This is a genomic window from Dyella tabacisoli (genome assembly GCF_003350925.1).
GTDB classification, from domain to species: Bacteria; Pseudomonadota; Gammaproteobacteria; order Xanthomonadales; family Rhodanobacteraceae; genus Dyella_C; species Dyella_C tabacisoli.
Genome location: NZ_KZ857176.1, coordinates 371,870 through 392,826, shown reverse-complemented (window position 1 = coordinate 392,826; position 20,957 = coordinate 371,870). Strand labels below are relative to the sequence as shown.

Annotated in this window: 24 protein-coding genes; 16 read left to right on the top strand and 8 right to left on the bottom strand. The window is 59.5% G+C overall.

Features of this window, described 5'->3' with window-relative positions; translation table 11 throughout:
* Positions 1 to 102: 102 nt before the first annotated feature.
* From DVJ77_RS11560 to DVJ77_RS11540, 5 genes are all read left to right on the top strand, one after another.
* Positions 103 to 528: a YciI family protein gene (locus tag DVJ77_RS11560; RefSeq protein WP_114845647.1), complete on the top strand. Its 426-nt coding sequence runs from the start codon at positions 103 to 105 to the stop codon at positions 526 to 528.
* 29 nt (positions 529 to 557) lie between these two features.
* On the top strand, positions 558 to 977 hold the full coding sequence (locus DVJ77_RS11555; protein ID WP_114845646.1) for a VOC family protein: 420 nt from the start codon (positions 558 to 560) through the stop codon (positions 975 to 977).
* 75 nt (positions 978 to 1,052) lie between these two features.
* A complete protein-coding gene (locus DVJ77_RS11550; protein WP_114845645.1) occupies positions 1,053 to 1,577 on the top strand; it encodes an SRPBCC family protein in 525 nt (174 codons plus the stop codon).
* Positions 1,578 to 1,672: 95 nt separating this feature from the next.
* The gene (locus DVJ77_RS11545) at positions 1,673 to 2,956 is read left to right on the top strand and encodes an RNA polymerase sigma factor (protein ID WP_114845644.1); all 1,284 of its coding nucleotides are present in this window, start codon (positions 1,673 to 1,675) and stop codon (positions 2,954 to 2,956) included.
* Between the two features lie 160 nt (positions 2,957 to 3,116).
* Positions 3,117 to 3,797 (top strand): class I SAM-dependent methyltransferase, encoded by a 681-nt coding sequence (locus DVJ77_RS11540; RefSeq protein WP_114845643.1) that lies wholly within the window; start codon positions 3,117 to 3,119, stop codon positions 3,795 to 3,797.
* A 38-nt stretch (positions 3,798 to 3,835) separates the two neighbouring features.
* Here DVJ77_RS11540 and DVJ77_RS11535 read toward each other — a convergent pair whose 3' ends face one another.
* Positions 3,836 to 5,035 carry a multidrug effflux MFS transporter gene (locus DVJ77_RS11535; RefSeq protein WP_114845642.1) on the bottom strand — a complete coding sequence of 400 codons (1,200 nt, stop codon included), beginning with the start codon at positions 5,033 to 5,035 and terminating at the stop codon, positions 3,836 to 3,838.
* 193 nt (positions 5,036 to 5,228) lie between these two features.
* Complete coding sequence (locus DVJ77_RS11530; protein WP_114845641.1) at positions 5,229 to 5,645, bottom strand: hypothetical protein; 417 nt, start codon at positions 5,643 to 5,645, stop codon at positions 5,229 to 5,231.
* A 277-nt stretch (positions 5,646 to 5,922) separates the two neighbouring features.
* On the opposite strand from DVJ77_RS11530, the gene DVJ77_RS11525 reads away from it, so the two are divergent.
* Positions 5,923 to 6,420 (top strand): hypothetical protein, encoded by a 498-nt coding sequence (locus DVJ77_RS11525; RefSeq protein ID WP_114845640.1) that lies wholly within the window; start codon positions 5,923 to 5,925, stop codon positions 6,418 to 6,420.
* Between the two features lie 96 nt (positions 6,421 to 6,516).
* Here the strand turns inward: DVJ77_RS11525 and DVJ77_RS11520 are convergent, their stop codons facing one another.
* The 3 genes from DVJ77_RS11520 to DVJ77_RS21110 all read right to left on the bottom strand — a co-directional run bounded on the left by DVJ77_RS11520 (position 6,517) and on the right by DVJ77_RS21110 (position 7,839).
* On the bottom strand, positions 6,517 to 7,053 hold the full coding sequence (locus tag DVJ77_RS11520; RefSeq protein WP_114845741.1) for a DUF2058 domain-containing protein: 537 nt from the start codon (positions 7,051 to 7,053) through the stop codon (positions 6,517 to 6,519).
* Between the two features lie 80 nt (positions 7,054 to 7,133).
* Entirely contained in the window at positions 7,134 to 7,574 is a 441-nt protein-coding gene (locus DVJ77_RS11515) for a glutaredoxin family protein (RefSeq protein ID WP_114845639.1), read from the bottom strand.
* Between the two features lie 46 nt (positions 7,575 to 7,620).
* Positions 7,621 to 7,839 carry a hypothetical protein gene (locus DVJ77_RS21110; RefSeq protein WP_162791466.1) on the bottom strand — a complete coding sequence of 73 codons (219 nt, stop codon included), beginning with the start codon at positions 7,837 to 7,839 and terminating at the stop codon, positions 7,621 to 7,623.
* Between the two features lie 298 nt (positions 7,840 to 8,137).
* On the opposite strand from DVJ77_RS21110, the gene DVJ77_RS11510 reads away from it, so the two are divergent.
* Genes DVJ77_RS11510 through DVJ77_RS11500 form a run of 3 tightly spaced genes read left to right on the top strand, consistent with a single transcriptional unit; the run spans position 8,138 to position 10,859 of the window.
* Entirely contained in the window at positions 8,138 to 9,454 is a 1,317-nt protein-coding gene (locus DVJ77_RS11510; RefSeq protein ID WP_162791465.1) for a serine hydrolase domain-containing protein, read from the top strand.
* Positions 9,455 to 9,506: 52 nt separating this feature from the next.
* Positions 9,507 to 9,968, top strand: coding sequence for a VOC family protein (locus DVJ77_RS11505; RefSeq protein WP_114845637.1), 462 nt, complete (start codon positions 9,507 to 9,509; stop codon positions 9,966 to 9,968).
* 30 nt (positions 9,969 to 9,998) lie between these two features.
* Complete coding sequence (locus DVJ77_RS11500) at positions 9,999 to 10,859, top strand: NAD(P)-dependent oxidoreductase (protein WP_114845636.1); 861 nt, start codon at positions 9,999 to 10,001, stop codon at positions 10,857 to 10,859.
* 17 nt (positions 10,860 to 10,876) lie between these two features.
* Here DVJ77_RS11500 and pdxR read toward each other — a convergent pair whose 3' ends face one another.
* Positions 10,877 to 12,346, bottom strand: a complete 1,470-nt coding sequence (gene pdxR, locus DVJ77_RS11495) for a MocR-like pyridoxine biosynthesis transcription factor PdxR (RefSeq protein WP_114845635.1) — start codon at positions 12,344 to 12,346, stop codon at positions 10,877 to 10,879.
* Between the two features lie 344 nt (positions 12,347 to 12,690).
* Between pdxR and DVJ77_RS11490 the strand changes: the two genes are divergently transcribed.
* The 3 genes from DVJ77_RS11490 to DVJ77_RS11480 all read left to right on the top strand — a co-directional run bounded on the left by DVJ77_RS11490 (position 12,691) and on the right by DVJ77_RS11480 (position 15,040).
* A complete protein-coding gene (locus DVJ77_RS11490; protein ID WP_225427958.1) occupies positions 12,691 to 13,596 on the top strand; it encodes a transporter family protein in 906 nt (301 codons plus the stop codon).
* Positions 13,597 to 13,604: 8 nt separating this feature from the next.
* Positions 13,605 to 14,225 (top strand): hypothetical protein, encoded by a 621-nt coding sequence (locus DVJ77_RS11485; RefSeq protein ID WP_114845633.1) that lies wholly within the window; start codon positions 13,605 to 13,607, stop codon positions 14,223 to 14,225.
* Between the two features lie 62 nt (positions 14,226 to 14,287).
* Positions 14,288 to 15,040 carry a class I SAM-dependent methyltransferase gene (locus tag DVJ77_RS11480; RefSeq protein ID WP_225427957.1) on the top strand — a complete coding sequence of 251 codons (753 nt, stop codon included), beginning with the start codon at positions 14,288 to 14,290 and terminating at the stop codon, positions 15,038 to 15,040.
* A 3-nt stretch (positions 15,041 to 15,043) separates the two neighbouring features.
* On the opposite strand, the gene DVJ77_RS11475 is transcribed toward DVJ77_RS11480, so the two are convergent.
* On the bottom strand, positions 15,044 to 15,901 hold the full coding sequence (locus tag DVJ77_RS11475) for a PA4780 family RIO1-like protein kinase (protein WP_114845631.1): 858 nt from the start codon (positions 15,899 to 15,901) through the stop codon (positions 15,044 to 15,046).
* A 134-nt stretch (positions 15,902 to 16,035) separates the two neighbouring features.
* On the bottom strand, positions 16,036 to 17,271 hold the full coding sequence (locus DVJ77_RS11470) for a carbohydrate-binding protein (RefSeq protein WP_225427956.1): 1,236 nt from the start codon (positions 17,269 to 17,271) through the stop codon (positions 16,036 to 16,038).
* A gap of 654 nt (positions 17,272 to 17,925) precedes the next feature.
* Between DVJ77_RS11470 and DVJ77_RS11465 the strand changes: the two genes are divergently transcribed.
* The 4 genes from DVJ77_RS11465 to DVJ77_RS11450 all read left to right on the top strand — a co-directional run bounded on the left by DVJ77_RS11465 (position 17,926) and on the right by DVJ77_RS11450 (position 20,937).
* The gene (locus tag DVJ77_RS11465; protein WP_225427955.1) at positions 17,926 to 18,483 is read left to right on the top strand and encodes a VOC family protein; all 558 of its coding nucleotides are present in this window, start codon (positions 17,926 to 17,928) and stop codon (positions 18,481 to 18,483) included.
* 153 nt (positions 18,484 to 18,636) lie between these two features.
* On the top strand, positions 18,637 to 19,038 hold the full coding sequence (locus DVJ77_RS11460; protein ID WP_114845628.1) for an ExbD/TolR family protein: 402 nt from the start codon (positions 18,637 to 18,639) through the stop codon (positions 19,036 to 19,038).
* A gap of 141 nt (positions 19,039 to 19,179) precedes the next feature.
* Entirely contained in the window at positions 19,180 to 19,461 is a 282-nt protein-coding gene (locus DVJ77_RS11455; RefSeq protein ID WP_114845627.1) for a GIY-YIG nuclease family protein, read from the top strand.
* A gap of 27 nt (positions 19,462 to 19,488) precedes the next feature.
* Entirely contained in the window at positions 19,489 to 20,937 is a 1,449-nt protein-coding gene (locus DVJ77_RS11450; protein ID WP_114845626.1) for a phytoene desaturase family protein, read from the top strand.
* Positions 20,938 to 20,957: the final 20 nt, after the last annotated feature.

The window sequence follows — 20,957 nt, the reverse complement described above, 5'->3', positions numbered from 1 at the left end:
AAAAAAGTCGCTACGCATGTCGATCCGGCTTCCGTTCGTTCGTCGCTTTCATTAGAGACCACGCTTCGGCCTCGCATACCTAAGCCCAACGGAGATAACACCATGCGCTTCATCGTGATGATAAAAGCCAACAAAGATAGCGAAGCCGGCGTATTGCCAAGCGAGCAATTACTCACCGACATGGGCAAGTACAACGAGGAGCTGGTGAAAGCCGGCGTGCTGCTTGCCGCCGAAGGGCTGCATCCGTCCTCTAAAGGCGCGCGCGTTCACTTCTCGGGCAATAAGCGCACGGTTGTCGATGGCCCCTTCACTGAGTCGAAAGAGCTTATCGCCGGTTTCTGGTTGATCCAGGTCAAATCGATGGAAGAAGCCATCGAGTGGGTCAAGCGCTGCCCCAACCCGCTCGAAGGCGAGGCCGAGATCGAAATTCGCCAGGTATACGAAGCGGAGGAGTTCGGCACCGAACTCACCCCTGAATTAAGAGAGCGGGAAGAGCGCCTGCGCGCACAAATGAACGCATTGCGATAATCCACCGACACGGCTTTCTGGGGTACCTCATGAAAATCAATGCTTATCTAAACTTCAACGGCGACTGCAAGACTGCTTTCGAATGCTATGCGCAGTGTTTTCGCGGCAAGATCACCATGATCTCGCACTTTGCCGATGCGCCTGCATCGATGTGCGAGCAGATCCCAGCCGAATTTCACGACAAGGTCATGCATGCCCGCCTCGAAATCGGCGATCAGGTGTTGATGGGTTCGGACAGCGCACCTCCATGCCCATACGAAGGCATTAAAGGCTGCTCCATGGCCATCGCCATCGACGACCCTGCCGAAGCCGAACGCATCTTCAATACCCTGGCTGAAAACGGCACGGTACAGATGCCGTTGGATGAAACATTCTGGGCGAAGAAATTCGGCATGTTGACCGACCGCTTCGGCGTGGCCTGGATGATTAATTGCGGCATGAAGAGCTGATATCGCCTCAATCCCTGCCATTTGTTTATGGCGGGGACCGCAGCTCTCCCTCATAGAACATAACGGAGCCACCCTATGCTCAAGTTGCTTACCATTGTCGTGGCGCTCATCATCGCCCTGCTCGTCTATGCATCGACCCGACCCGATACATTCCGCGTTCAGCGTACGGCGACCATCAAGGCCGCGCCAGAGAAAATTTTCGCGCTCATCAACGATTTTCACGCATGGAGTTCGTGGTCGCCGTATGAAAAGCTCGACCCGAACATGACCCGCGCCATCGGCGGCTCGGCCAGTGGGCAAGGTGCGATGTACGAGTGGGACGGCAACAAGAAGGCCGGCAAGGGACGTATGGAAATCATCGAATCGTCGCCGTCGTCCAAGATCGCGATCAAGCTGGATTTCATCCGCCCGTTCGAAGGCCACAACACCGCCGAATTCACCCTGGAACCCCGCGATGGCGGCACTCAGGTGACCTGGTCCATGTACGGCCCAAGCCCCTTTATGTCCAAACTGATAGGCATCTTTATGAACCTGGACACATTGATCGGCAAAGACTTCGAAGCCGGCCTGTCCAACCTCAAGGCAAATACCGAAAAGTAAGTGCCGGCGCCAGAGGTTCACAGTGGGGGTTCGCACGCGGGGTTCGCACGCGGTCGTCTTGCGTCGCGCCAGCGGAGATGATCTGATCTCGCGCTGTGAGCGCAAACGACACTTACCGCAGCATCGACGCCGTCTGGAGAATCGAGTCACCGCGACTCATTGCCGGACTTGCACGCATCGTGCGCGATGTCGGCCTGGCCGAAGAGCTTGCGCAAGATGCGTTAGTGATCGCACTCGAACAATGGCCTAGCTCAGGCGTACCGGATCATCCGGGCGCCTGGCTCATGACCACCGCAAAACGTCGCGCGATTGATCTATTGCGCCGAAAGAAACTGCATCAGCGCAAAGAGGTCGAACTCACTCGCGAGATCGAAGCCCAGCTTGAAATGGTCACACCCGATCCAGATGCGTGGGCCGACGATCAGGTGGGCGACGACTTGCTGCGGTTGATGTTCGTCGCCTGCCATCCGGTACTGTCCACCGAAGCACGTGTCGCACTCACCCTGCGCTTGCTCGGCGGCCTGACCACAGTCGAGATCGCTCGCGCTTACCTGGTTCCCGAACCGACCATCGCGCAACGCATCGTTCGCGCCAAGCGTACGCTCAGCGATAAGCAGGTTCCGTTCGAAGTACCACGCGGGGCCGAACTCACTGCGCGGCTGTCATCGGTACTGGAGGTTATCTATCTGGTCTTCAACGAGGGCTACTCGGCCACCGTCGGCGACGACTGGATGCGACCGGCGCTATGCGAAGACGCATTACGACTCGGACGCGTGCTTGCCGAACTCAGCCCGCATGAGCCCGAGGTCCATGGCTTGGTCGCCTTGATGGAAATCCAGGCCTCGCGAGCCAACGCACGGACCGGCCCAACCGGTGAACCCATCCTGTTATTTGAGCAGGATCGCGGCCACTGGGACCAACTGCTGATCCGTCGCGGACTCAGCGCACTCGATCGTGCCGAAAAACTCGGCGGCAGCCAGGGCCTATATACCTTGCAGGCAGCGATTGCCGCCTGTCATGCGCGTGCAGCCGCGGCGACCGATACCGATTGGCCACGCATCGCGACGCTCTACGGCGCACTCGCCCAGCTCACGTTATCTCCCATTGTGGAGCTGAACCGCGCCGTCGCCCTGGGCATGGCATTTGGACCTGCCGCAGGTCTCGCCCTTGTCGATGCGCTGACTGCCGAGCCATCGCTGGTGAACTATCATCTCTTGCCCAGCGTGCGCGGCGACCTGCTAGCCAAGCTTCTTCGCTTTGATGAGGCACGCATCGAATTCGAACGCGCAGCCTCGCTCACACGCAATGCGCGCGAGCAAACATTGCTACTCGAACGCGCGGCGACATGCGCACGTTCGAGTGCCTCGATACCGGAATAGAAGCAGACCGGCTGCCGCGCCGCGACGAAAGCCGCTCGCGTGCGGGCAATCAGCGTAAGATGGCGTTCGCTCCATGTTTCGCCTGCTTGGCGGTTTTCGCGGTCCCGCTCCCTTCTCCGCATCCCGATCACTCGGGAACATTACCCTTCTGGGAGCGCGCATGCCGGGATATACCACCCGCCAGCTAACGGTTCGCCTTGGCGGCCACGATTACCACATACGCGCATTAAGCGACCAGCACCAGTTCGCCGACCCGCATCGCCTGGCTGCGCGATCGGGCATCTCGTCCGCACTGTGGAGTCTATTTGGCCAGGTATGGCCTTCGGGCCGCGTGTTGGCCGAAGCCATGAGCGCGTACGAGATCGGCGGCAAACGCATTCTCGAACTGGGCTGCGGCTTAGGCCTTTCCAGCCTGGTGCTGCAGCGGCGCGGCGCCGACGTTACGGCGACCGATCATCACCCGCTGGCGGAATTATTCCTGCGCCGAAATGCCGTGCAAAACGCACTGCCTCCTATCGCCTATCGCGATCTGCGCTGGGATATACCTAATACCGAGCTGGGCCTGTTCGACCTCATCATCGGCAGCGATGTGCTCTACGAAAGCAGCCATGCCGACACGCTGGCGCGGCTGATGCTTCGCCATGCCAAGCCCGATACCGAAATACTTATTACGGATCCGGGCCGCGGCAACAGCGCATCCTTTACTCGCGCCCTGGTCAACCAAGGCTACGGCGTGATCGAAAAACGCAGTCGCTTCAACGAGAGCGATGTCGAGCCGTTTCGCGGCCGGTTGCTGAGCTATCGGCGCGACCTCGTTTCAGCACAAGCGCAGGCTCATTGAGTCGTCGTATCGGCCGGCTTCTGCTGTCGCCATGTCGATCAATCGGCGACAGCCTCGCGATGCTTAGAGCGGAGCGTGATCTGTGCCAGCACAAACGCCACCACGGCGCATAGCGCGATACCCGCCACCATCGGCCGCGCCGTGCCATCGATGAACCGACCGATCACCGCAATGACGCCTGCGCCGGTCATGAATTGCATCGTGCCCAACAGAGCCGCTGCGGTACCGGCGATCTTTCCATGGTTATCCATCGCCAGCACCGCCGAACTCGGAATGACCAAACCGAGAAAACCATAACCGACGAACAGCAGCGTCATCAGCACATCGAGCCGATCGACACCAGCAAGATTAAGCAACAACAGCAATAGCATGGTCGCCACATACCCGGTCACCGCCGTCTTGACCAAGCGCGCCAGCCCATAGCGCGCGCCCAGCCGGCCGGTAAACTGCGCCGCACCGATAAAAGCCGCCGCGTTGATCGAAAAGGCAAAGCTGTAATGCGTCGGCGTCAAACCATAGTGGCTTATCAGCACGAACGACGAGTTCGCCAGATAGGTGAAGAAACTGGCGACCCCGAAAGAGCAGATAAGGACCAGGCCGACAAAGTGACGGTCCTTCAGCAAGGTCACGTAGGCAGCCAACGCGGTACGCATATTGCTATCGACCCGCTGCTCGCGTGGACGCGTTTCCTTGAGCATCGTCCCAGCCAGCACCAGGCCAAATACCGCCGCCCCCATCACGGTCCAGAAAATACCGCGCCAGCTAGCCAACTGAATCACCAGGCTACCGCTCAACGGAGCCAGAATCGGCGACACACTGAACACCAGCATCAACAGGGACATCAAGCGCGCCGCATCGTGGCCGGTATGCATATCCCGCACGATCGCGCGCGGTATGACCGTGCATGCGCAAGCGCCCAGGCCCTGCACAAAGCGCAATACGATCAAGGTTTGAATATCCGGCGCGAGCGCGCAACCGACGCTCGCCAGCGCGAACAAGGCCAAGCCGAAATAGATCGGCGGCTTGCGCCCCACCATGTCCGATACCGGGCCATAAATAAGCTGACCGATACCCAGCGAGATAAAGAAAGCCATCAAGCTGAGCTGCACCATACTTACATCGGTATGCAGGCTTTGCTCGATAGTCGGCAACGCAGGCAAATACATGTCGATAGCAAACGGACCGATCGCCGACAGTAAACCGAGAATGAGCGCCGCCCCTAAAAACCGGGATGTCATGAATGGATTCCTTGAGCGATAGAGCCGCGCTGGGCACATTGCCCCACGACTGCGCCGAACGTCGTCCAGGCGCAGCATGCGCGCGGGACCCGGCGAGAACTGTGAATTATTAAACCAATCAGTGCTAAAACTCAAGCCCAAAGTTCACAAGCCTAAAGTTCAACTGTCACCTGATAGCTCGCTCAGGCAGGCTCTAAGCGTGCGTGCTAATCATTCCCGTCTTGGCGCCCGCTTTAAGCATCAACTCGGCCAGAGCGGCTGTCGCATGCTGCAAGGCCCCCATGACAGAGGCCACCTGCGACTGCAGACTCATGACCCTGACTTGTGCCCCGTGGTCATCGGGCGACGCCTGGCGCGTGGCCTCCGCCAACTGCTTCTGCAACTCGGCCAACTGCTTTTTCAGCTTTTCGATCGAAGCCTTCAGTTGCTCGACCGCCGGGTCGGACGGGCCGTCGGCCGCTGCTGCGGGTGGGGAAACAAGGCTCTTGCTTACATCGGTAGAGTTCACCGCGTCATCGACCGCGTTTGCTGACGGCTTGGTTGCCGATGCCACGGCGCTCGCCGCACTGATACGCGCCACCGTCATCGATATTTCGCTGCCGATATTCATTGACTGGCGCCCTGCCTCGGAGGTGAGGATCGCTACTGTTATCGGCAACGGGATGAAAATCTGCAGCCACCCTGCGGAGATTCCCTGAAGCGTCGTATTCCAGCGTCTGGACAAGCTTCGCGCGACGTTCCATGAGCCTGTTTCGATAACAACAAGTTCACACACCGCCGACGCCACTGCGAAAAGATAGCGCCATGAACCGGCTTCACTAACGCAGCCCTTCTTCCGGCACGGTCGCACACAAAAGGTGCTGCACCCTTGGTCGAAGGAGCGCCTGATGAAAACCCGATGCGTCTTCAGTACCCCTGACATGACCTCTGCCCGAGCCGCGATGGAGGCGGCCAAGCAGGCCGGTATCGACGATAACGACATCTCGCTGATCGCCCGCGAAGATATCGAACTGAAGCAAATCCCCGATCACCTGATGCCAGGCCGCAACGACTTCTACCCCGCCGCCGTGCGCGGCGTTGCCTGCGGTGGCGGCTCTGGTCTATTGCTCGGCCTGATCGCTCTGTCGGTACCTCCATTGGGCGTAACGCTTGCCGGCGCCGGCGCGATGGTTCTGGCAGGCGCAACAGTAGGTTGCTGGACCGGCGCACTGGTCGGCTCCGAAGTACCCGATGTCATCAGCCGCAAGTTCAAGAGCGAAATCGCCATGGGCCGCATCCTGGTCGTCGTCGACGGCAACAAGGAGAAGCTTGCTATCGCCGAGCCGGCCATCGCCGGCACCGGCGCCACCCTGTTGCCGTTCCATGCGCATACGGCGCTGACTTGAAGCGATGACCAGAGTGCGTTGATCGAAAAGTCGGTCGTGGGGAGGTCGGGAGGGGGGTGCTCTTGGCTCTAGTAGCGAACGTGCTGACGTTGCCCACTACCAGGTCAAATCGTCCGGCACCTGAAATTGCTTGTAGTACTCGTCATCACTACCGCTATCCGTGGCTTGGTCGCGCGCATGATCGAGCACAATCATCGCGGCATCGCGGGCGTAAATCTTTTCCGCGGCGGCGCGCGGCAACAGCTCATAGCCTTCATCATGGCGTGCGATGACCAGGATGCCTTTGGCTAACTGGGCGCGCAGAAGGTCGTTGACCAACAGACTCTTGATCTTGTCGTTGTCGGTAAAGCGGTAATCGATCTCGCCCTCGCGCTTGACCTTGTTGGTCTCGACGATCTGGCGGATCTGCGCACGCAGCTCATTCACATGAGCCTGTGCATTACGCTCCGCCGCCAGCGCGCGATCGCGTTCGGCACGTTCGGCCTGCAATTGTTTCGCATCGACCTGCTCGGGATTGGCCGCTGCCGGGGCCTTGCCCTGGCGCTGCTTGGCCTGCTCACGCACCACTTCGGCGACCTTGCCTTTCTTGACCAGACCGGCCTTGAGCAGTTGTTCTTGCAAAGGATTACGCATACGAAACTCGGCGAAAAGAAAGTCGCTGGATAGCAGGACAAGCATTGTAGCGCCGTGAACAGGTCTAAGGCCCTTAAGCTCTAAGGCCCTTTAAGATCGGACGCACCGCCTAGGCGCTCGGCTACGCCGTCCTGCTTGAAAACATCGGCATAGGCTTGCGGATGGTAACCACGGACCTTATGCCCGGTGGTGAGTACCACGGGAACGCCCGGCTCGTTCAATGTCTCGAACTTTATCCGTGCATCTTCCGACTCATCGATCACATAGTCGGTATAGACGATGCCATGCGCCGCGAAGTAAGCCCGCGTATCCCGGCAATGCGGGCAGGTGGACAGCGAGAACAAGACCACCGGCTTACCCGCCGGCTTGATGTACTGCTCGCGGTAATCGCCGCTAGACACCAGTTGCGGCAGCGCTGCCGCTGGACGCACGAGCGGGATCACATAACGCCCCACTCCCACGCCCGCGGCAACGCCAACCACCAGAAACACCGCCATGAACAGCAGGCTTTTCAAGCGCATGACTTATCTCGCCCAATCGCCGGCATGGCGGAAGATCGGTACATCGTCAGTTAACGCCACCGGCCGGACACGGGCCGTTACCCCCTGTGTGCACACAACACGAAAAACAAGCGCTATAGGCAGACCCGCTCAAGCCGGTACACGAGGCGGCAACGCATGCGGCCATTTGCGGGGTGATACTCGGTGGTGGCACGCTGGCCACGGCGGCGGCGCCTAGACCCATGCCGAACAGAAACACGCAAGCAACGCGAAACTTCATGCTCATACACTTCCTCCTTCCAGAGTTGCCCCTAGCCGGGGCAGGGCTATAGCGCGGCCGAACCTACGCGCCCCCTGTTGGCAGCGTCAATAAGACAGGGTCATAGAAGTGACGTGGTCGAGCATAGACACGATCCAATGCTGCAATGCACGACTGCCAAGCACTGCGCTTTCCTTTATTACTATCGGTCGAAACCCAGTTTGTACGCGGAGAATTGAACATGCCCTTGCGTTCGTGTCTGGCTGTACTTATTGCTACGTGTTCAGCGGGCACGGCGCTTGCCTCGCCTCTTTCGAACATGACGATGGCACGACAAGCCCAGCAAGCGCTTGAGCGGGCGGCCAGCCCAGAGGCTCCCGGTGTCGCGGTACTGATTGCGCAAGGCGACACGGTGATATTCCGCGGCGCCCGTGGCCGCGCCGAGATCGAGCTGGGTGTTCCGCTTTCGGCCGACCACGTGTTCCGAATCGCCTCGGTCACCAAGATGTTTACGGCGGCGACAATCCTGAAGCTGGCCGAGCTGGGCAAGCTGTCGCTCGACGATTCACTGGCAAAGTACCTGCCCGACTTTCCCAACGCCACCGGCATCACCCTGCGCGAACTGCTAAGCCACACGGCCGGCATTTCGGACATCACGAAAGACCCGACGCCCGGATTTACCCGGCGCGACGCCGATACCGCCACCCTCATCGCGGAAATCCGCAAGCGACCGCCTAGCTTCGCGCCCGGCACCGGCTGGGCCTACTCCAATGCCGGCTTCATCCTGCTCGGTGCGGTCATCGAAAAAGTCACCGGCGAACCGTGGTACGACGCGCTGCAAAAGCAGCTACTCCAACCGCTGGGACTGAAGCACACGACGTATGGCGGCAATGCCCTGCTCATTCCAGGGCGTACCGCGGGCTACACCACAGACTCGTCGACACACCAAGTCAGCAACGCCAAGTTCATCAGCATGACCGTGCCTGCGGCGGCCGGTGCGCTGGTATCCACGGTCGACGATCTACGGCTGTGGATGCGTGCCCTGGCAGATGGCCGAGCCATCGGCAAACAAGGCCTGCAGCAGATGACGACGCCGGCGCCGGACCTGCCCGGCACGCCATCGGCTTATCGCTATGGCCTGGGCATGTATATCTGGCATATCCGGGGCAACACGATGGTCGGACACACCGGCCAGATCGACGGCTTCGCTGCCGTCGTGGCGTATCTTCCGAAGCAGGACATCACGGTCATCGCCCTCGCCAACGACGATAATTTCGATGCGCGATCCATGGGCCGGCGCCTCGCGGCGATCGCGCTGGGAGAGCCCTTTCCCGAGGTCGTCGCCGTACCTGCGTCCGATGAGACATTGCAGGCACTTGAGGGCACCTACCGGATCGACGAGAACACCATCGAGACGCTGTCCGTCAAAGACCACACGCTCTATGCACAACGTGGCAATAAAAACGTGATTCCATTGCAGATGACGGCCGGCCAGCAGCTTCACTTCATCCCCGATGAGCTGAGCTACTTCGTACCGGTTCGCGACACCGACGGCAAGATCATCCGGCTGGACTACTTCGCGGATGGAGACGGCCCTGCCCAAGCCCTGCCGCGCATCTTGAAAAACAGCACGGCCCCATAGCTCTCCAACCAGCTTTCCAACCAAGCATTGTCATCATCAGGAGTTCACTCAGATGCCTACCGAGAACAGCTTCTTGCACGGCCCGGACAATCAATCCATGCCGGCGGCGACGGTCATCCCGGTACTCCATTACCCGGATGTGATCGCAGCATCGAAATGGCTGTGCCGAACTTTCGGTTTTACCGAGCGCCTGCGCATCGGCAGTCACCGTATTCAACTCAACGTCGGTCACGCTGCGATTGTCGTCGCCGAGAGCCCCGATGCCTTCTTGCATCCTGGGACGGTCAGCCACTCGGTGATGGTCCGTGTCGCCAGTGTGGATCAACACTGCAAGAAAGCCAGGAGCATGGGTGCCAAGATCATCAGCGAACCCACCTCGTTTCCCTATGGCGAACGCCAATACAACGTCGCCGATATGGCGAACCACGTCTGGACATTTTCGCAAACCGAATCGAATGTCGATCCCAGCGCCTGGGGCGGTCAATGGGTTTCATCGAACGAAAAACCAGCCTGACCGGCCGGCCTATCCACACCAGGATTGTTTATGACGGTTGGCTTTATAGGTATTGGCGCGATGGGCCAGCCCATTGCACACAACATGCTCCGTGGCGGGGTTCCGTTGATCGTGTGGAATCGCACGATCTCGAAATGCGATTCGCTGGTCGCCGCCGGGGCAGTGCTCGCCGGCTCGCTGGATGAATTGTTTTCCAGCGCGGAAACCATCTTCCTCATGCTCGCCGACGAAAGTGCCATCGATAAAGTCCTCGACCGCGGCACGCCCCTGTTTCGCCAGCGTGTTGCGCATCGCACTCTGGTGCAGATGGGCACGACATCGACTGGTTTTTCCACAGCGCTCGCCGAGCAAGTGCATAGCGCAGGCGGCCACTATGTCGAGGCCCCGGTATCGGGTTCTCGCAAGCCGGCCGAAGCAGGCCGGCTCGTCGGTTTGCTCGCGGGAGCTCAATCGGACGTGGACCGCGTACTCCCCTTGCTATCGTCGGTCTGTCACGAAATCTTTTATTGCGGGCCGGTACCCGGTGGGCTTCGCATGAAACATGCCACCAATATGGTGCTGATTCCGATGATGGTATCGCTGTGCGAGGCGGCCCATTTCGCCCGGCAATCCGGCCTGGACATGCAAACTTTCAGCGATGTTTTGCTAAGCGGACAAATGGCAAACGACCTCATGCGGGCCAAGCTGCCCAAACTGGCGACACTGGATTTCGCGCCACAGGCTGCGGTAAAGAATGTACTCGACAGTGCGTTGGCCGCTGCCGGTGCCGCATCGAATGCCGGCTGCCCAGCCACGCTCCTCGCTGCCTGTCGTGAGCTCTTATCGAACGCGGCTAAAGAAGGCTTGGGCGAAGAGGATGTCATCGCGCTCGTGAAAACCCTTCGGGCATGAAGGGCCTGACCCGGCTCTCACAGGCACAGCTTGAGCTTGCGTATGCCGTCCTGAATCTCGCGCGTGCTCGCGCCTCCATAACCAAGAATCAGCCCGCCTCGCGCAGGCGGGCTCACATAGCACAGCGACAACGGCCTGGCTGAAACACCTCGCCGGGCCGCTGCTATCGACACGGCCACATCGTCAACGCCGGGCGGCAGCAATGCCACCAGTTGCATCCCCGCTTCGGCGCCAATGACTTCGAGCTTGCCTGCCATCTGTTGATGGATCGCCTCCAGCAATACCGTTCGCCGCTCCATATACAGCGCACGCATTTTGCGGATGTGCCGTGCGAAATGCCCCTCGCGAATAAAGTCGGTCATGGCGACTTGATAAAGCGTGGAGGAAAAAGTGTCGGTGGCATGTCTCACGGCGGAAAACGCCGGCAGCAAATCTTTGGGAACCACCACATATCCCAAGCGCAAAGCGGGAAACATCACTTTGCTGAATGTTCCTACGTAGATGACCCGGTCGTCCGTATCCAATCCTTGCAGCGATGCAATCGGACGGCCCCCGAATCGGTATTCGCTATCGTAGTCATCCTCGATGATCCAGGCGCCGTTGCGCACTGCCCAACTCAATAGCTGCATCCGTCGCGTGGCACTCATCGTCATACCCAGAGGGAATTGATGCGATGGCGTGATGTAAACAGCGCGTGCGCCGCGCCCTCGCCGAATACCCTCGGCCACGTTCAAGCCTTCCTCGTCGACCGGAACCGCAATGGCCCGCGCCCCGGCGGTCATCAACGCCTGATGCGCACCGGGATAGCCGGGCTCTTCCATCCAGACACGTTCTTTGGGGTCCAACAAGGCATGGGCACAAATCTGCAAGCCTTGCTGCGATCCTGTCGTCACCAAAATTTGCGACGCCTCGCAGCGTACGGCGCGAACCGTGCTCAGGTACTCCGCGATGGCTTCGCGAAAGGGCAGATACCCCATGGGTTCGCCATAAGCCATCATCTCGATGGGTGGCTTGCGCGAATGTCGATTCACCAGCTTCGACCATACCCCGACAGGAAAGTGGTCGAGGGCGGGTAGACCCACTCGAAACGCGCCTTGGTTATCCAACCATGTTTGTGCAGGCTCGCACATCAAGGTCGCACGCCGGGAGACCCTGCGCGGAGCTCCATGCTGATGAATTTCCAGCGACGCGTTTCGCGCCGGCTTCAATGTCTCGTCGGGTATCGATCGGGCGACACAGGTGCCGGCACCCACGAAAGTCTCCAAGTAACCTTCGGCATACAACTGCTCGTAGGCGCTCAGGACCGGTATGCGGGAAATTTTCAGCTCATGGGCGAGATTTCTGGTTGACGGCACCCGCTGCCCCGGCCGCAACTGACCGTCGATGATCGCCCGCCGGAACCAGTCCGACAGTTGGTGGTACATCGGCGTCTCGCTGCGGACATCGAGCGCAATCGGCGGCAGAAAGCTGGCAGCAGTGCGTTTCATTCCGGGCGCGCCTTAAGTGGTTATATCGAATCGTAGCAAAGTGGCTATTTCAGCGAACCACTATTTGACTTACTTTCCCTCAGCGCAGTCAGGCATTCAAAAGCCGCTCGGACATCACAACGAACTCGTATCGCTTTGAATAAACATTTTTCGGATGGCGGAGGCAAGGCTTGGGAAACAAACTGGATCGTAACGGTGACACGAGAAAAGCAATGCACATGAATCTGACGAAGACAATGATCCCGCTTCGCCATGCCAAAACCCTTTCCCTGCTGTGCCTGCTTGGGTGTTTTTCGCACTCACTTCCAGCATGTTCACAAACAGCCTCGGCGGCATCCGCCAACGTGGCCGCAGAGCCACCGGCGCCGACAGTCGGCCAGTCACAAGGCGACCCATGGTGGACCGGCCCCATGCTGGCGAACTCGGCTGCGACATTGCCGCGCGGACATTTCTTGATTGAACCATATCTCTACGATGTGACCGCCACTCATTCGAACAGCTTCGGCTCGCTCACCTATATGCAGTACGGACTCGCCGACAGGCTCACCGTCGGGCTGATTCCGGTTTTTGGCTACAACAAGGTAAGCGGCGGCCCCAACAGCTCCGGTGTCGGGCTGGGCGATATCAGTGTGCAGGCTCAATACCGGCTGACCCAGTTTCATGAAGGTAGCTGGATTCCGACGATCGCGTTCGAGCTGCAGGAGACCTTCCCCACCGGCAAGTACGACCGCCTGGGTAACCGACCGAGCGACGGCCTCGGCAGCGGTGCCCATACCACCACGTTGCAGCTCAACACGCAGACGTATTTCAGGCTTGCCAACGGCCGCACTTTGCGCATGCGCTTCAACGTGTCGCAAGCCTATTCCAACAAGGTGAGTGTCGAAGATGTCAGCGTCTACAACACGCTTGAAGGGTTTCGCGGCAACGCCAAGCCAGGCAGCTCTTTCCTGGCTAACGCGGCGTGGGAGTACAGCATGACGCAGCGCTGGGTGCTGGCACTCGATGTCACCTACCGCCATAACCGCAACACCCGCGTCAGCGGATACAACGTACTCGATCCCCACGGCATGCAAGAGCCGCCAAGCATTCGGCACAACTCCGGCCCCAGCGTAGCGTTCGGCTTCGCGCCGGCGCTCGAATACAGTTGGAATGCCAACGTCGGCGTACTCCTGGGCACCCGCGTGGTGATGGGAAACCGTCGCACGGCATCCACGATCACCCCGGCCATCGCAATCAACTACGTCCACTGAGAGATGAAATGAACGCACTCAAGCCTATTCGGACTTATCTCCTGCTGTGCCTGCTGGCTGCCGGCTTGTACCCGCTTGCGGGTTTCGCCGAGGAAACCTCGAACGCATCGGCATCAAGCCCTCAACAGGCCCCGGCGGCACGTGACGGCCAGCACGATTTCGATTTCAACATCGGCACCTGGAAAACCCACATATCCCGTCTGCAACACCCCTTGACCGGCTCCACCACCTGGGTCGACTACGAGGGCACTCACATCGTGCGAAAGGTGTGGGATGGTCGCGCCAATATCGGCGAGCTGGAGATCGATGGCCCCGGCGGTCATATCGAAGCACTGTCACTGCGCACTTACAACCCGCAATCCGGCCAATGGACCCTCCATTTTGCCCGCAGCAACGACGGCACCCTGGGCGTGCCGATGTTCGGCGAGTTCAAAAATGGACGCGGCGAATTTATCAATCAAGACACGTTCAACGGCCGAGCCATTCTGGTTCGCAATGTCTGGTCGGATATCACTCCCGATTCGTGCCGTTCCGTCTGGTCGTACTCCACCGATGGCGGCAAGACTTGGGAAGAGAATTGGATTGCGACGGATACGCGCGTGAAGGACGAGCCCGGCAAAGCACACTGAACTACCCCCAACGCTGATAGATCGAAACATCCCTATGAGGCCAGCCCATGAAATTCCGTAGCTTGTTGATCGTTGCTGTTGCTCTCGTTGCATGGACCAACGTGCCGGCGAAATCCGCCTCGGGAGTGCCGACCTATATCGCTTCAGCCGTCACCGACTCCGCCCGGCCGCCCGACGACAAGGCGCAGGATGCCAAGCGCAAGCCGGACGAAGTACTGGCCTTCGCAGGGATCAAACCGGGGGACAAAGTGGTAGATCTGATGCCGGGGTCCGGGTACTACAGCCGCATCTTCGGCAAGATCGTCGGCACCACGGGCACGGTATACGCGTTGCAGCCCACCGAGATGGACAAGGCCGCACCCAAGGGGCTGCAGAGCCTGAAAACCTTTGCCGGCACGCCTGCCTATCCGAATGTGACGGTGCTGGTTCAGTCAGCCGCGGCCATCGCGATTCCCGAGCAGGTCGACATGGTGTGGACATCTCAGAACTACCACGACTTGCACGATCCGTTTATGGGTTCGCCGGACATGGCGCGCTTCAACCGATCAATCTTCGACGCCTTGAAACCCGGCGGCATCTTTCTGGTGCTCGACCATGCCGCCGCCGAGGGCAGCGGCCTCTCCAGAACCGATGACCTGCATCGGATCGATCCCGCTGCGGTCAAGGCGGAAATAACCGCGGCCGGCTTCGAATTCGTTGGTGAGAGCAAGGTCTTGCGCAACGCCGAGGACAAACACTCGCTGTCGATTTACGACCCATCGATCAAAGGCAAGACCGATAAGTTTATCTACAAGTTTCGCAAGCCATTGTCCTAACGCCTATGCGTTGCTTTCCGCCTCTTCACGCCCACGCTGACGGCGCATCGCTTCATCGCGCGCTTCGTTGATGGCCAGCGTGACGCTGTCGACATCGGCGGGAGTTTCATCGGCGACGAAAAGCCCGCTAAGCGCGCTGTCCGGACGTAGCTCGCTTTGTTCGAGCAGCGCCCACATTTCCTCGGCGTAGCGTGTGCTTTCCAGCTCGGGCGCAAAACGGGCCAGCGTGGTGGTGATGTTGTTGACGTCACGCTGCAGCATGGCGCGGGCGGCGTTGTTGCCTGCCGCATTGACCACCTGGGGAAAGTCGATGATGACCGGGCCATCCGCCGCGACCAACACGTTGTATTCAGAGAGATCGCCGTGAATAAGCCCGCTGCATAGCATCAGCACGATATTGCGAATCAGGAACCGGTGATAGTCGCGGGCCTGCTCGGGCGATAAATCCACATCGCCCAGGCGCGGCGCGGAAAACCCTTCGGCATCGGTAATCAACTCCATCACAAGCACGCCGTTGAAATAGCCATAGGGCTGCGGCACGCGCACGCCGGCGTCTTTCAATTGATACAGCGCATCGACCTCGGCGTTTTTCCAGGCGATCTCCTGCTCTTTGCGGCCAAAGTTGGTGCTTTTACCCATCGCACGCGCTTGGCGGCTGCCGCGAACCTTGCGCCCTTCCTGGTATTGGACGCGGGCCTGGAAGCTGCGTTGGGCCATGTCTTTGTAGACCTTGGCGCAACGAACATCCTCGCCGGATCGCACGACATAGACCGAAGCTTCTTTGCCGCTCTTGAGCGGTCGAATCACTTCGTCGATGACACCGTCATCGATCAGGGCTTGTAAATCCTTAGGTGCTCTCATGAATTCCGGGAGTATATGAATCAGCACGCCCGCATTCGCGGGCGTGCTGATTGCAACTGTGTCGTCGTGTACGTGGCCTCATATATTACGCTGATCCTCCTCTCAGCGTCTTAACAAGGCCCAGCACCCGCGTTTTAACGGCCTAGATCATGCAGAAAACGGTTGGTATACCCTAGCACCGCGCTATTGCTGACCGAGTTACAGGTCGGGGAGGCCGAACTGTTGCTACAGGGCGTATCGCGATCGAGCGACCAGAAATGCAGGCCGACCAGGCCCTGGCTCACCGCATAACTGGTCATGGTGTCGACATCGGCGAGGCTGAAGACCTCGCTGGATAAATCGTTCATGCCGATCATCGGGGTCAGCTCGATACGGCTGGCTGGAATGCCATAGGTGTGCTCAAGATTCTGCACTGCCTGAATGGCGGTCTGGCCCATATTGCATACGCCGTTCGACACCACGCACACCGTTGGGCTGGCCGCGCCGTAGTCCATCACCATCAGGTTGATGGTGTAGTTCTGCAGGCCCGAACTCTTCACCGCCCTCACCACCATATCGCCCAGCGTGTTCACGCCACCGTAGGTGCCGTCCGATGAGCCCAGCGTCGCCAGCGTGAAGGAGAAGCGCAGCTTCGGATACAACCCCTGCGCGTAAACCGCCGTGGATACCAGATTGTTGATATCGGACTGCGACTGGCCACCCTCGATATCAAAGTCCACTCCCAGCATGTAGGGCGAGGCATAGGTCGAAATGAATTTGCTCATGCCTGCCGGCGTCGAGCAGGTGAAGGCGCCCGCTGCACCACCGGTGGAAACCACATAGCTCAAGCCCGCATTAGCCAACGCTTGAATGTTGGCACTGGCAAAGCTTGCCGGCGGCACCCCGCCCCAGTTCTCGCTGCCGCACTCTCCGGTAGCAAAAGCCAATGTGACCGCCCCCAGCTTGGGTACATAGTTGGAAACCAGGCTGCCACTGCCGACCAGCGGAATCGCCGAACCGGTCACGGCCGTCTGCATGACATTCGTATTCCAGTTCATATTGACGGTGACGTCCTTGTAGGGACTGAGCAACAAGCTTCCCGGCGGCGGCGGCGGGGGTGGCGGTGGCGGTGGCGGCGGAGGGGGCGGCGGAGGGGGCGGCGGCGAGACACCGCATGCACCTTGCGAGGTCCAGGGTTGACCCGAACCGCTACCGCCGTTGTTGGTGGCCGGGTCATTGCCCTGCGTCCACCAATTGGCTTTGTAATTCACGCCGTTTTCACTGACCGTGTTACCGCCGGTGTAAACCGTCGCCGCACTCCAGGCCGGGGCGCAGCTAGGGGGCGTCTGCGCATGTAGCGCTTGTACCGGTAGCACCGCAAAAGCCGTCATCGATATAACGGTTCCCACCGCACTGCTCAAAGCACTTAAAACCACGCGCGGCCGTATAACCAATCGCTTTACAGACATTGGCTGTCTCCAGGTTGGATACATCGTTACAAGTGGATTTCAAAGACGATTCAACAGCCGCCCGTCGATCGACATGTAAGGACAGCCGTCTTGTCGCATCCCTGCACGCTAGCGCTTGCCATCGGGCAGGCCGGTGCCGTATTAGACCTGGATGACAACGTTGTCTATAAGACTATTTCCAAACTGTGATGCTCACTGGCGATTTGCCTGCGGCACGGTCAGGAACGCGGCATCATCACATAAAAATCACGACCTATATGCAGATCAATAAGTGATTTTTTACGCACCTAATGCATTAATCGCATGACTTCATCTCTACGATCAGGCGGCGAAGAAATCATTAGAGAACGATGCATGGCCGAGCGCCGATATCGCCACCAGGCAGCAACCAGGCAAGCCGATGAATGGCCGACAGCAAGTCATCTAATGACAACGTTGTCCATCATCGCTCCGCCCGATACGCCACGTTGCTATTCAATATTTGCGATCACACGATCATCCTCAGCCGATCCGGGTCGTGTCGATTTTTCGAACCTCGTTCGTCTAACTACTGAAGGAAGCCGAAAGAAACCCACCATGGATAACTCGCAGCCCTGTTCAACTGTCCGCGAAAGCGACGCTATGAGGAAAAGTCCGATGAACGCCAAATTTCAGCGCATCACCCCCTTCTTATGGTTTGACGACCAAGCCGAAGAAGCCGTCAATTTCTATATCTCGGTTTTCGATAACGCCAGGATCTTGAGGGTTGCCCGCTACAGCGATCAAAGCGCCAAAGCCACCGGCAAATCCGCAGGTGCAGTGATGACGGTCGACTTTGAGCTCGACGGGCAAAACCTCACCGCATTGAACGGTGGCCCGATCTTCAAATTCAACGAAGCCCTTTCGCTCGTCGTCCATTGCCACTCGCAAGACGAGGTGGACCATTACTGGGCCAAGCTATCTCAAGGCGGCGACGAGAAAGCACAACAATGCGGCTGGCTGAAAGACCGCTTCGGCGTGTCCTGGCAAATCGTGCCCTCGCTGCTGATCGAACTATTGACCGACCCGGATCCTGAAAAAGCGCGCAAGGCTACAAACGCCATGATGCAAATGAAAAAGATCGACTTGGAAGCATTGCGGCGGGCGGCGGCATAAATCGTCAGCGTCCCGCATCCACGATAATGCGAGGCGGCCCCTTGTAGTAAATCGCATTTGAACGAGAGTAAGCTGGCCTCGCCCCGGTTCCCCAGAAACACGCCGGGCCATTGAACCCATCACATCATCCACGCTGGTCCAGGAGGAAGATTCATGGCTTTCACTACGCGCGCTTCCAGCACTGCCATTTCCACCATCAATGTCACGCCGCTCGTCGACGTGCTGCTCGTACTGCTCATCATCTTCATGATTACCGCACCGGTGATAACGCATAAGGTGAAGGTCGACCTGCCGCAATTCAGCCAAGAAGCAAAAGCCGACGTGACCGAGCCTGTTCGCCTGGCCATACGTTCAGACGGCTCGATGTACTGGAACGACACGCCGGTCAACCAGATAGAGCTCAACGCTCAACTGGCGATTGCCGCGCTACAAAAGGCACAGCCTGCGCTGCAAGTCGACGCGGCCGATGGCGCCTCTTACGAGGTCGTGGCACGCGCGCTATCGAGTGCCAAGGCGCAGGGGCTGTCCAGGATCGACTTCGTCGGAAACCACTGACTCGCACGCGGCCTTGCCCTCGCCTCCTGACGAAGGCAGGGCCAGGCCGCGCTGCCGGGCAACTGAACCCAATCGACCGATAACTGACTACACTTCAGCAATCCATAACTCGACCCATCACCGTTTCGCGTGAGAACAGCTTTGTCCGTCAGCGATAGCCCGTGGTGCCTGTACCTGATCGAATGCCGTGACGGCTCGTACTATGCAGGCATCACCAATCATCTCGATGCACGCTATGACGCCCATGTCGCTGGCCGCGGCGCCCGCTATACGCGCTCGCATCCGCCATTGCGGCTGATCGGTGCCAAGCCCTATGCCGACCGGGCAGCGGCATCGCGCGCCGAATGGGAAATCAAGCGGTTGCCGAAGCATCGCAAGATCGCCTTTCTAATGCAGCGCGATGCAGTCGACGACAAAAAATAAGCCTCCCCTCCCCCTTAGAGACACAGCATGAAAGCGAACCATGTCGCCATCATCGGCGGCGGCGTATCTGGTCTGGCGGCCGGCATCCATCTGGCCCGCAAAGGCATCCGGGCCAGCCTGTTCGAGGCGAACGACAGGCTCGGCGGATGTTGCTCTACCACCGAAGTGGACGGCTATACCTTTAACAACGGCGCGATGTTCATCGCCGTTCCGCGCCTGCTCGATCACGCCTTCGCGCGACTGCAGCTTGATCGCGCCTCGCTACTGCCACTGCGCCGCATCGCCACGCCGCAGGCATCGCAGTTGCCCGGCGGCACCTCGATTACCCTCGGCGATCGGCAGCATGTGCGAATCGACGGCGACGATGGCGATGCACGCACCGCAAAGCTGCAGGCCGAGATCGAGCGATGTGTCGAGAAATGGAATCCGCTGCTGAAGATCTTCACCGACGATCTGCTCACTCACCCGATGTCGCTGCCCCGCGTGATCGCCAAAGCATGGCGTCATCTGCCCAAGCTCCGCGGTAATCTCGCCGACGAGCTGAAGCGGAACTTCAGCGACCCCGAAGCACGCGCGGCCCTTGCCGCGGTAACGCTTTACACCGGCCTGCCCATCGAGCGCACACCGGTGTTTCTGATTGTCGGGCTGATCTCGATGCTGCAAGACGGCCTGCACCTCCCCGAAAGCGGCATGGGTGCAGTCAGCGACGTGCTGCACACCACCTTCCGCGAACTCGGCGGCCAAGTGCATACCAGCACGCCCGTCGCGAAAATCCGCATCGAAGACGGACGTACCCGCGGGCTCATCCTCGAAAATGGCGAGAGCGTCGCGGCCGATGCGGTTATCTCGACTGTCGGCGGCATGACCACCTTCACGCATCTGCTCGACCCCAGCCAAGTGCCCCGCGCCATGCAGCGCCGAGTACAACGCGCGCCACTGTCTCACCGCACTCTTGGCATCCAACTGGGCTTGCGCAACCGCATACAACCGATGGCCCACTCGGTGAACCACATCCCATTGATGGATCAGCAACAACGTCTGCTGGCGCCGCAGGCAGGCGGCATCGAATGGTTCAACTACACCGTGCCGACCTTGCCCATGCCCGAACTGGCACCGCCGGGCGGCAGCATTGTCGAGATGTTTACCGCCGTGGACGAACGCCTGCCGCTGGATGCATGGACCGAACAAGCCAAGACAGCCGCCGCCGAAGCCGCCATCGCAGCACTCGCCAGGCACCAGCCGCTGGAGATTGTGGTCAAGCGCATCAGCAGCCCGAAAGACTATGCCGAGCGCATGCATCTGTTCGCCGGCTCGGTCTATGGCCTGTCACCTGCAGCACGCCCCGACCAGCAGTTTCCGCACGCCACGCCAGTGGATGGTTTGTACCTGGCGGGCCAGACGACCTATCCGGGATTCGGCGTGGCGACATCGGTGTTCTCGGGCGTATTCGCGGCCGAAGCACTGGTCGGACCATGATCGGTAAAGCTGCTGTGGCC